The organism is Pseudoroseomonas cervicalis ATCC 49957, assembly GCF_000164635.1.
Lineage (GTDB): Bacteria > Pseudomonadota > Alphaproteobacteria > Acetobacterales > Acetobacteraceae > Pseudoroseomonas > Pseudoroseomonas cervicalis.
The window spans coordinates 32,366-43,208 of the sequence record NZ_GG770779.1; the positions used below are offsets into that span (position 1 = coordinate 32,366).

At 70.5% G+C, this 10,843-nt stretch carries 10 protein-coding genes; 8 read left to right on the plus strand and 2 right to left on the minus strand.

Translation table 11 applies throughout. The features are described from left to right. The 3 genes from HMPREF0731_RS11420 to HMPREF0731_RS11430 form a co-directional block, all read left to right on the plus strand. A partial coding sequence (locus tag HMPREF0731_RS11420) for a hypothetical protein (protein ID WP_007004281.1) occupies window positions 1-220 on the plus strand: 220 nt, incomplete at its 5' end. Window positions 221-567: 347 nt separating this feature from the next. Next, the gene (locus HMPREF0731_RS11425) at window positions 568-2,073 is read left to right on the plus strand and encodes a DASS family sodium-coupled anion symporter (protein ID WP_007004282.1); all 1,506 of its coding nucleotides are present in this window, start codon (window positions 568-570) and stop codon (window positions 2,071-2,073) included. A 13-nt stretch (window positions 2,074-2,086) separates the two neighbouring features. Next, on the plus strand, window positions 2,087-3,031 hold the full coding sequence (locus HMPREF0731_RS11430; RefSeq protein WP_245538320.1) for an L-lactate dehydrogenase: 945 nt from the start codon (window positions 2,087-2,089) through the stop codon (window positions 3,029-3,031). 88 nt (window positions 3,032-3,119) lie between these two features. Here the strand turns inward: HMPREF0731_RS11430 and HMPREF0731_RS11435 are convergent, their stop codons facing one another. After that, window positions 3,120-3,482, minus strand: a complete 363-nt coding sequence (locus tag HMPREF0731_RS11435) for a hypothetical protein (protein ID WP_157136076.1) — start codon at window positions 3,480-3,482, stop codon at window positions 3,120-3,122. A gap of 29 nt (window positions 3,483-3,511) precedes the next feature. Between HMPREF0731_RS11435 and HMPREF0731_RS11440 the strand changes: the two genes are divergently transcribed. The 4 genes from HMPREF0731_RS11440 (at window position 3,512) to HMPREF0731_RS11455 (ending at window position 9,729) form a co-directional block, all read left to right on the plus strand. Continuing rightward, a complete protein-coding gene (locus HMPREF0731_RS11440) occupies window positions 3,512-4,462 on the plus strand; it encodes an ArsR/SmtB family transcription factor (RefSeq protein ID WP_007004285.1) in 951 nt (316 codons plus the stop codon). 19 nt (window positions 4,463-4,481) lie between these two features. Next, on the plus strand, window positions 4,482-7,982 hold the full coding sequence (metH, locus tag HMPREF0731_RS11445; protein WP_007004286.1) for a methionine synthase: 3,501 nt from the start codon (window positions 4,482-4,484) through the stop codon (window positions 7,980-7,982). A gap of 225 nt (window positions 7,983-8,207) precedes the next feature. Then, entirely contained in the window at window positions 8,208-9,095 is an 888-nt protein-coding gene (locus HMPREF0731_RS11450; RefSeq protein WP_007004287.1) for a cation diffusion facilitator family transporter, read from the plus strand. Between the two features lie 61 nt (window positions 9,096-9,156). After that, window positions 9,157-9,729: a cob(I)yrinic acid a,c-diamide adenosyltransferase gene (locus tag HMPREF0731_RS11455; RefSeq protein WP_007004288.1), complete on the plus strand. Its 573-nt coding sequence runs from the start codon at window positions 9,157-9,159 to the stop codon at window positions 9,727-9,729. Between the two features lie 15 nt (window positions 9,730-9,744). On the opposite strand, the gene HMPREF0731_RS11460 is transcribed toward HMPREF0731_RS11455, so the two are convergent. Next, window positions 9,745-10,392, minus strand: coding sequence for an exopolysaccharide biosynthesis protein (locus HMPREF0731_RS11460; protein WP_007004289.1), 648 nt, complete (start codon window positions 10,390-10,392; stop codon window positions 9,745-9,747). A 127-nt stretch (window positions 10,393-10,519) separates the two neighbouring features. On the opposite strand from HMPREF0731_RS11460, the gene HMPREF0731_RS11465 reads away from it, so the two are divergent. Continuing rightward, a partial coding sequence (locus tag HMPREF0731_RS11465) for a VWA domain-containing protein (protein ID WP_007004290.1) occupies window positions 10,520-10,843 on the plus strand: 324 nt, incomplete at its 3' end.

Sequence of the window (10,843 nt, forward strand, 5' to 3'; positions counted from 1 at the left end):
GGGGGCGGAGGCCGACCGCCCCGGCCCGCGCGGGCCGATGTGGATGCGCCATCACGGCATGATGCCGCCGCCACCGCCGCCGCCCTCGCGCGCCGCCTCCTTCCGGCTGGAGCGGGGTGATGTCAGCATCTCCGTCCGCTGCGCCGAGAGCGAGCCGATGCAGGCCTGCGTCAACGCCGCCAATGCGCTGCTCGACAAGATGAACGCCGTGTCGCGCTAGGCGCCGAAGCTGCGGCGGGGCGGGGTCCTCCTCCCCCACTCCCCCTGGCGCCGGGCCCCCCTTCCGCGCCGCCCCGCCCCGCCGCGAACCCCGATCCTCCTCACCTCCTCCCCCAGCGACCGCGCCGGCCCCCTCCGGCGCGGTTCGCATCTCCGGGCTTCTCTCCGCGCTCCGCGCGGCCCTCTTCGCCCCGCGCTCCGCGCGTAGGGGCCAGACTGCGCGTTTTCTTGATGGCGTTTGATCCCCGTCAATGTGACGCAGCGTCCATCCTGCCATGGTCCACCGCGGGCCGACTCGGCGCGCGCCTCGCGCGGGCGCCGGCGGCCGACGACCGTGAAGGATCGATCATGACTACCGCCTCCCCTCCGGCCCCCCCGATCGCGTCGACGCCGGAACCCAGTTCCAACCGGAAATTCGCCTTCCTGCTGCTGGCGCTCGCCCTCTACGGGCTGGTGCTGATGCTACCCACCCCGGCGGGGCTGACCGCCTCCGGCCAGGTGGCGCTGGCGCTGCTGGCGCTGGTCATCACGCTGTGGATCAGCGAATGCGTCTCGCCCGCCACCAGCGCCGTCATCCTAACCGGCATGGCGGTTGTCGGGCTGATGGGCACCTCGCTGACGCCGACGGGCAAGCCGATGTCCTCGGCCGATGCGCTCGGCGTCATGCTGACCGGCTTCTCCTCGACCGCCGTGCTGCTGGTGGCGGCCGCGCTGTTCCTGGCGGTGGCGCTGAAGCACACCGGGCTCGACAAGCGCGTGGCGCTGCTGGTGATGAGCAAGGTCGGCATCTCGCCGGCGCGGCTGACGGTGGGGGCGATGATCGTGGGCTTCGTGCTCGCGCTGTTCATCCCCTCGGCCACGGCGCGCGTCGGCGCGGTGATCCCGATCATGGTGGGCATCACCGCGGCGCTCGGCCTGCCGGTCAGCAGCAGCCTCGGCGCCACGCTGATGATCGTCACCGCCCAGGCCTGCTCGATCTTCAACATCGCGGTGAAGACGGGTGCCGCGCAGAACCTGATCAGCCTGAACTTCATGCAGGGCGCCTTCGGCCACAGCGTGACCTGGGGCGGCTGGTTCGTCACCGCCTTGCCCTTCACCATCGGCATGAGCGTGGTGCTGTTCCTGGTCTCGCTCTGGCTGCTGCGGCCGGAGGTGCCGGCCAAGGAGGAGGCGCAGGCCAAGCTGCGCGAGCAGCTGGCGCAGCTCGGCCCGGTGACGGCGCCGGAGAAGCGGCTGATCGCGGTGGCGGTGATGCTGCTGCTGCTGTGGTCGACCGAGGGCGTGCTGCACCCCTTCGACACCACCACCACCACGCAGCTCGGCATCGCGCTGCTGCTGATGCCCAAGATCGGCGTGATGCACTGGGCGCAGGCGGAGAAGCTGGTGCCCTGGGGCACGGTGGTGCTGTTCGCCGCCTCGATCTCGCTCGGCACGCTGCTGTCGCGCACCGGCGCGGCCGGCTGGCTGGCGCAGGTGACGCTGGGGCAGCTGGGCATGGAGGCGCTGCCGGTGGTGGCGGTGATCGGCGCGCTGTCGCTGTTCAGCATCGTGCTGCATCTGGGCTTCGCCTCGGCGACGGGGCTGGCCAGCACGCTGATCCCGATCATGATCGCCTTCAGCCAGACCCTGCCGGTGTCGAAGGAGACGGCGTTCGGCATCGTGCTGATCCAGAGCTTCGTCGTCTCCTTCGGCTTCATCCTGCCGACCAACGCGCCGCAGAACATGCTGTGCTACGGCACGGGGGCGTTCAAGCTGTCGCAATTCGCCAAGGTCGGGCTGGTGGTGACGGTGGCGGGCTATGCGCTGATCCTGCTGCTCTCCGCCACGCTGTGGCCGATGATGGGAGTGCTGTGATATGGGTGCGCTGGTGGGTGTGATCGGGGCCGGGCAGGTGGGCGCGGCGGCGACCTATCTGCTCTCGGCGACGCCGGGGGTGAGCGACATCGTGCTGGTCGATCTCGACCTGGCGCGGGCGGCGGGGGAGGCGGCGGATATCGGCCATGCCGCGGCCTTCGGCACCTCGGCCCGGGTGCGGGAGGGCAGCTATGCCGAGCTGGCCGGGGCCGACCTCGTGGTGGTCACCGCCGGCGCCAGCCTGAAGCCGGGCCAGACGCGGCTGGAACTGCTGCACCAGAATATCCGCATCGTCGGCCAGATCATCGAGCAGGTGCTGAAGGTCGCGCCCGACACGATTTTCCTGTTTGCCACCAATCCGGTGGATGTGATGCCGGCGGTCGCGGTGCGGCATTACGGGGTGAAGCCGGGGCGGGCGATCGGCACCGGCTGCACGCTGGATTCGATCCGGTTCCGCGACCGGCTGGCGCATCATCTGGAGGTCGCGGCGGCGTCCGTGCACGCCTATGTGCTGGGCGAGCATGGCGATTCCGAGGTGCTGCACTGGTCCAGCGCGCAGGTGGGCGGGGTGCCGATCCTGGATTTCGCCGCGCAGCGCGGCAAGCCGATCGATGCCGCGATGCGGGCGCAGATCCATGAGGATGTCCGCACCTCGGCCTACCGGATCAAGGCGGGCAAGGGGGTGTCGAATTTCGGCATCGGTGGCTGCATCGCCCGGCTGGCGCGGGCGATCCTGATGGATGAGCGGGTGGTGTTCCCGGTCTCCACCTATCTGCCGGAGTTCCTGGGGGTGAGGGAGACCTGCATCTCGCTGCCGCATGTGCTGGGGGAGGAGGGCGCCTCGGCGCCGATCCATCCGCTGCTGGACGAGGCGGAGCGCGTGGCGTTGCGCAGCAGTGCCGCGGTGCTGTCCGACACCATCGCCAATGGTCTGAAGGTGCTGTCGGCCCCGGCCTGAAGCGCCCCGCCTGGCCGGGAGGCGGCGGCAGCCTGACAGAAAAAGAAGGGGGTCCGGGGGAATTCATTCCCCCGGATCTTTTTGCTTTTTAGGCTTTCCTGAACCTGGCCTGGGTCACGCTGTCGGTCTCCAGTGCCGCCGCGATGGCGCTGGCCCCGTCCCCGGTGCGCAGCACGACCCAGATCTCGGTGAACCAGGGGGCCTGCCCGCGGGTGCGGGCGAGGAAGAGGCGGTCGAGGGCGATGGCGGCGGGGTTGCGCGGCTGGCAGCAGGCGCAGCCTATGGGGTGGGCGGCGGCCGGGGGCGCCGCGAAGCGCTCCACCAGGGCCGGGCGGTCGGGCAGGGGGGCGCCGTCCTCGGCCAGCAGCACGGCGCCGGCGGGGATGCTGGCCGGGTCGGCCAGGCGGAGCGGGGTTCGGGCGTCGAGGGACCAGCGCATAGCGCTAGACATAAAGAAGTCTTTATGTCATCCGCAAGCCCATGGAGCCCTTGCTGGCGCAGCTGCGCGCCGCCGCCGAACCGACCCGCCTCCGCCTGCTGGCGCTTTGCGCCCGCGGGGCGTTCTGCGTGTCCGAACTCTGCGCCATTCTCGGCCAGAGCCAGCCGCGCCTGTCGCGGCACCTGAAGCTGCTGGTGGAGGCCGGGCTGCTGGAGCGGCTGCCGGAAGGCGCCAATGTGTATTTCCAGCTGCCGCCGCAGGCCGATCTGGTGCGGCAGATGCTGGCCCGGCTGCCGGAGGACGACACCACCATCGCCGCCGATCGCCGCGCCGCCGCGCGCATCGCGGCCGAGCGGGCGCGCGCGGCGTCGGAGGCGTTCCGGCGCGACGGGGCGGATTGGGACGAGATGCGGGCGCTGGATTTGCCGGCCGCCGCGATCGAGGCGGCGCTGCTGGACCTGCTGCCGGAGCGGCTGGGCCGGGTCGCCGATATCGGCACCGGCACGGGGCGGCTGCTGGAGCTGCTGGCGCCGCGCGCCGGCGCCGTGCTGGGGCTGGATGCCAGCCGCGAGATGCTGGCGCTGGCCCGTGCCCGGCTGGGCGAGCGCGGCCTGCCGCATGCCAGCGTGCGGCTGGCCGACATGTACCGGCTGCCGCTGCCGGATGGCGGGTTCGACGCCGCCACGCTGCAGATGGTGCTGCATTACGCCGAGGATCCGGCGGCGGCGCTGGCCGAGGCGGCGCGCATCCTGAGCCCCGAGGGGCTGCTGGTCGTCATCGATCTGGCAAGCCATGCGCGGCAGGATCTGCTGGCCGGGCCGGCGCATCGCTGGCCCGGCTTCGACGATGCGGCGATGGCCGGCTGGCTTGGCGCCGCCGGCTGCGCGCCGCTGCCGTCGGTGGAGATTGCCGGCCCCCTGCCGGTGCGGCTGTGGCCGGCGCGTCGCCTGGCCGTGCCGGTCGCCGCCGCCGAACCCGTTCTGACCTTCTGATCCGAAGAGGCCCTGCCCCATGGCCCGTCCGACCCTGCTGGAAGCCCTGCGCGACCGCGTCCTGCTCTGCGATGGGGGGATGGGCAGCCGCGTCCAGGCGCTGACCCTCGATGTGGAGAAGGATTACTGGGGCAAGGAGAACTGCACCGAGGTGCTGAACCTCTCCCGCCCCGAACTCGTGCGCGAGATCCATCGCGGCTATTACGAGGCCGGGTCGGACATGGTGCTGACCAACAGCTTCGGCGGCTCGCCCATCACGCTCGAGGAGTTCGAGCTGGGCGCCAAGGCCTTCGAGATCAACAAGCTCTCGGTCGAGCTGGCGCGCGAGGCGGCGGAGAGTTTTGCCGATGGCCGCGACCGCTGGGTGATCGGCGATATCGGGCCGGGGACGAAGCTGCCGAGCCTCGGCCATATCGACTATGACACCCTCGAAGCCGCATTGACGGAACAGTGCCGCGGGCTGATCGCCGGCGGCGCCGATGCGCTGCTGACCGAGACCAACCAGGACACGCTGTTCATCAAGGCGGCGGTGAATGCCGCCAAGATCGCGCTGCGCGAGGCACAGAAAGAAATTCCGATCTTTGTGCAGGTGACGGTGGAGACCACCGGCACGCTGCTGGTGGGCGCCGACATCGCCGCCGCCACCACGGTGGTGCAGGCGCTGGACGTGCCGCTGATCGGGCTGAACTGCGCGACCGGCCCGCAGGAGATGGCGGAGCATGTGCGCTACCTGGCGCAGAACTGGCCCGGCCTGGTCTCGGTGCAGCCCAATGCCGGGCTGCCGGAGCTGGTGGATGGCAAGACGCATTACCCGCTGGGCGCCGCCGAGATGGCGAGCTGGATGGAGCGTTTTGTCACCGAGGATGGCGTCAACCTGATCGGCGGCTGCTGCGGCACCTCGACGCCGCATATCCAGGCGCTGGACGCGATGCTGCGCAAGGTGGGTGGCAGCCGGTTCCGCCCGGCGCCGGTGGCGCGGCGCGTGCACTGGGTGCCGGCGGTGGCCAGCCTGTATGGCGCGACGACGCTGCGGCAGGAGAATGCCTATTTCTCCATCGGCGAGCGCTGCAACGCCAATGGCTCCAAGGCCTGGCGCGAGCGGCAGGCGGCGCATGACTGGGATGGTTGCGTCGCCATGGGGCGGGAGCAGGTGGGGGAGGGGTCGAACAGCCTCGACATCTGCACCGCCTTTGTCGGCCGCGACGAGATGGCGGAGATGAACGAGGTGGTGCGCCGCTTCACCGGCAGCGTCAACGCGCCGCTGGTGATCGATTCCACCGAGACGCCGGTGATCGAGGCGGCGCTGAAGCTGCATGGCGGCAAGCCGATCATCAACTCGATCAATTTCGAGGATGGCGAGGGGCATGCGACGGACCGCATGAAGCTCGCCAAGAAGTTCGGCGCCGCGGTGATCGCGCTGACCATCGACGAGGTCGGCATGGCGAAGACGGCGGAGGACAAGCTCCGCATCGCCGAGCGGCTGGTGGATTTCGCCTGCAACAAGCACGGGTTGCCGCAGAGCGATCTGCTGATCGACCCGCTGACCTTCACCATCGCCACCGGCAATGAGGATGACCGCAAGCTGGGGCTGTGGACGCTGGAGGGCATCCGCATGATCCGGGAGAGATTCCCGGACATCCAGATCATCCTCGGCCTGTCGAATATTTCTTTCGGCTTGAATCCCGCCGCGCGGCATGTGCTGAACAGCGTGTTCCTCGACCATGCGGTGAAGGCCGGCATGACCGGCGCCATCGTGCATGTCAGCAAGATCAAGCCGCTGCACTCGATCCCGCCGGAGGAGGTGAAGGTCGCGGAAGACCTGATCTTCGACCGCCGCAGCGAGGGCTACGACCCGCTGCAGAAGCTGCTGGAGATCTTCGCCGGGCGGAAGGCCGCGGATGCCGCCAAGAAGGTGAAGGCGGAGACCGTCGAGGGGCGGCTGAAGGACCGCATCGTCGATGGCGACCGCAAGGGGCTGGATGATGAGCTGGCGGATGCGCTGGCCAAGGGCATCAAGCCGCTCGACATCATCAACGGCATCCTGCTGGACGGCATGAAGGTGGTGGGCGAGCTGTTCGGCGCCGGCAAGATGCAGCTGCCCTTCGTGCTGCAATCGGCCGAGACGATGAAGGCCGCCGTCGCCTATCTCGAGCCCTTCATGGAGAAGATCGAGGGGCAGGAGAAGGGCACCATCGTGCTGGCCACGGTGAAGGGCGATGTGCACGACATCGGCAAGAACCTGGTCGACATCATCCTGACCAACAATGGCTACAAGGTCGTCAATCTCGGCATCAAGGTGCCGCTGACCGAGATGGTGGCAGCGGTGCGCGAGCACCGGGCCAACGCCATCGGCATGTCCGGCCTCCTCGTCAAATCCACCGTGGTGATGAAGGAGAACCTGGAAGAGATGTCGCGCCTCGGCGTCGAGGTGCCGGTGCTGCTGGGCGGCGCGGCGCTGACGCGCAACTTCGTCGAGGAGGATTGCGTCCGCGCCTATGCCAGCGGCCGCGTCGCCTATGCGCGCGATGCCTTCGATGGGCTGCACCTGATGGATCGGGTGATGGGCAATGATTTCGACGGCTATATCGCCGCGCTGCAGTCGAAGCGCGCCGGCAAGTCGAAGAACACCACCCGCACCCTTGGCACCGCCGATCCGCGCGGCTTCGCGCCCGTCGATGTCAACTACGCCCAGGCGCGCCGCCGCCGCGTGACGCAAGGCGAGGCGGTGCCGGTGCCGCCCTTCTGGGGCGCGCGGGTGATGGAGGCGGCGCCGAAGGCGATCATCCCCTTCATCAACGAGCGCAGCCTCTACCAGTTCCAGTGGGGCTTCCGGAAGCAGGGGCGGAGCCTGGAGGATTTCATCGGCTGGGCGAAGCAGGAGCTGCGCCCGGTGCTGAAGCGCATGCTCGCCCTGGCGGAACAGGAAAAGATCCTGCGGCCGCAGGCGATCTACGGCTACTGGAAATGCGCCGGCCAGGGCAATGACGTCATCCTGTTCGAGGAGGATGGCGTCACCGAGGCCGCGCGCTTCACCCTGCCGCGCCAGCCCAAGGAGGATGGCGAGTGCATCGCCGACTTCCTGCGCGACATCGAGGACGGGCCGGAGGGGCGCGACGTGATCGGCCTGCAGGTCGTCACCGTCGGCCAGAAGGCCAGCGACGTGGCGCGGGAGTGGTTCGAGGGCAACCGCTACCAGGATTACCTCTACCTGCACGGGCTGTCGGTGGAGATGGCCGAGGCGATGGCGGAATACATCCACAAGCGCATCCGCGCCGAGCTGGGCTATGCCGGCGAGGATGACCGCGACATGGAGAAGATGCTGGCGCAGGGCTATCGCGGCGGCCGCTATTCCTTCGGTTATCCGGCCTGCCCGCGGCTGGAGGACCAGGAGCCGCTGCTGCGGCTGCTGCAGGCGGAGCGCATCGGCGTGTCGATCAGCGACGAGTGGCAGCTGCACCCGGAGCAGTCGACCAGCGCCATCGTGCTGCACCATCCGCGCGCCAAGTATTTCTCGGTCTGAGGCGCATCCGGCGGCGCCGATGGCGCCGCCGGCAACACCCCGGCAACCCGGCCCCGCCACAGTGGCGCGACCTTGGCGCAACCCTGGGCCGAAGCCCACCCTCCCCGTGCGGCCCCTCCCGTTTCGGCCCTGACCGGCAGCCGAAAGAAAGGCAGCCGAAAGAAAAATGGAATGGGGAGGGGGGGTGGCCTAGAAAGCCGGGCGGACAGAGCAGGATCTTGGCGGATGAACCGTGCGACGAGGCTCGCGGCGGCGACGGTTGGCGTGGCGGTGGCGGTGCTGGGGCTGAAGGCCCTGGCCTGGTGGATCACCGGCAGCGTGGCGCTGATGGCCGATGCGCTGGAGTCGATCGTCAATGTCGCGGCGGCCAGCGCCGCGCTGGTCGCCATCCGCGTCTCCGCCGCACCGCCGGACGCCAACCACCCCTATGGCCACGCCAAGGCCGAGTATTTCTCGGCGGTGCTGGAGGGCGTGCTGATCGTCGTGGCGGCGCTGCTGATCCTCAACGAATCCTGGGATGCCTGGCAGCACCCCACGGCGCCGGAGCTGCCGGCGCAGGGCCTGGCCATCTCGGCCATCGCCACCGGCATCAACGGCGCCTGGTCCTGGTGGCTGTTCCGCGCCGGGCGCCAGCTGCGCTCCCCCGCCCTGCTGGCCGATGCGCGGCACCTGCTGGCGGATGTGGTGACCTCGGTCGGCGTGGTGGCGGGTGTCGGCGCCGTGGCGCTGACCGGCATCCTCTGGCTCGACCCGCTGCTGGCCGGGCTGACGGCCATCAACATCCTGTTCTCCGGCTGGCGGCTGCTGCGCGAGAGCGTCGGCGGGCTGATGGACGAGGCGGTGGAGCCCGAGCTGCTGGCGCGCATCCGCAGCCTGGTGTCGCAGCAGGCCGAGGGCGCCATCGAGGCGCATGATCTGCGCACCCGCCATGCCGGCCACACCACCTTCGTCGAGTTCCACCTGGTGGTGCCCGGCGAGATGAAGGTGGCCGAGGCGCATGAGATCTGCGACCGGATCGAGGCGGCGCTGAAGCAGGCGCTGGGCAGCGCCGTCATCACCATCCATGTGGAGCCGGAGGCGAAGGCCAAGCACCAGGGCGTTCTGGTGCTCTGACGCCCTTTGCAGCCGGGCCTCGCGCCCCATCTGCCCGGCTGGGCCACGGAGAAGGACAGGCATGGTCAGGCTGGATGTGATCACCACGCGCGGCGGCGATGGCGGGCAGACCTCGCTCGGCGACGGCACCCGGGTGGCCAAGGATTCGCTGCGCATCGAGGCGATCGGCGTGGTGGACGAGCTGAACGCCGCCATCGGCCTGCTGCGCCTGCATTGCGCCGCCGAGGCCGAGGCGGATGCCATGCTGGCGCGCATCCAGAACGACCTGTTCGACCTCGGCGCCGATCTCTGCGTGCCGGGCGATGGCAGCGAGGCGCCGGGCGAGCGCCCGCGGCTGCGCGTGGCCGACAGCCAGTGCGCGCGGCTGGAGGCGGAGCTGGCGGCGATGAACGAAGGCCTGCCGCCGCTGCGCTCCTTCATCCTGCCGGGCGGCACGCCGGCGGCGGCGCATGCGCATCTGGTGCGCACCCTGGCGCGGCGGGCGGAGCGCGTGGTGGTGGCGCTGGCGGCGGCGGAGGCGGTGAACCCGGTGGCGGTGCGCTATCTCAACCGGCTGTCGGACCACGCCTTCGTGCTGTCGCGCGTGCTGAACCAGGGCGGCGACATCCTGTGGGTGCCCGGGGGGGCGCGGTAGCCCGCCCCGGCGGGGTCAGAAGATCCAGCCCATCGCCTTGATGCCGACCCAGCACAGGGCGATCAGCACGCCGGTGGCGAACAGGCAGCCCGCCAGCGTCAGGCCCAGCCCGATGCCGGTGACGCGGCTGTCCTGCTCGACGATGCCGAGCGCCATGACGATGGTGCCGAAGGCCGGCGGGCCGTTGGTGCCGGGGCCGGGCAGGATCAGCATCACCGCCGCATAGACGGTGGCCCAGCCGACCAGCCGCTCGGCCGGCGGGGTGATGAACCAGCCCTGGCGCGGCCGCACCAGCTTCTCGATCGGCTTCAGCCCGCGCGAGGAGGCCGAGGCCAGCCGCAACAGATCGGTGCGCTTGACCGTCTGCCGGGCGACGAAGCCCGGCAGGCGCGGCACCCGCAGCCCCAGGCCCATCTGCGCCCCCAGCACCACCATCGGGATGCCGAAGACGCTGGCCATGCCGGGCAGCAGGCTGGGCAGGCAGAGCAGCAGGATCAGCAGGCCGAAGGCACGCTCGCCAAAGGCCTCGGCGATCTCGCCCAGGCTGATGCGCTCGCCCGGCAGGGCCGCCGCCACCTCGGCCACGATGCGGGAGATTGTCGCGCCCTCGTCCGAGGGCCCCGGCGCCCCGCCTTGCATCGCCGCGCCGGCCGTCCCATCCATTCCCAAATCCCGTGATCCATCCTGGCAACCCTGTGCGGGCGCCCTGCTTCATGCCAGGGAGATGAGGGCGCGGGCCGACCGGTTCAACGGGCCGCGCCCCCCGCCACCCATCGGGAGAAGAAGCCCCATGCAGCCTGTCGACCTGGCGCTCTGCCTGGCCGTCGATGTCTCGGCCAGCGTCGATTACGACGAGTTCGGCCTGATGGTGGGGGGGCTGGCCAACGCCTTCCGGCAGGAGGACATCGCCGCCGCCTGCAGCGCCGGGCCGCGCGGGGCGGTGGCGGTGGCGGTGCTGTTCTGGTCCTCGGCCCAGGAGGTGGCCGTGCCCTGGATGCGGCTGGACGGCGCCGACAGCGCCGCGGCGCTGGCCGAGGCGATCGACAACGCCCCCCGCCTGCCGGCGCCAGGGGCCACCGCCCTCGGGCCGGGCATGGCGGCGGGGCTCGCCCTG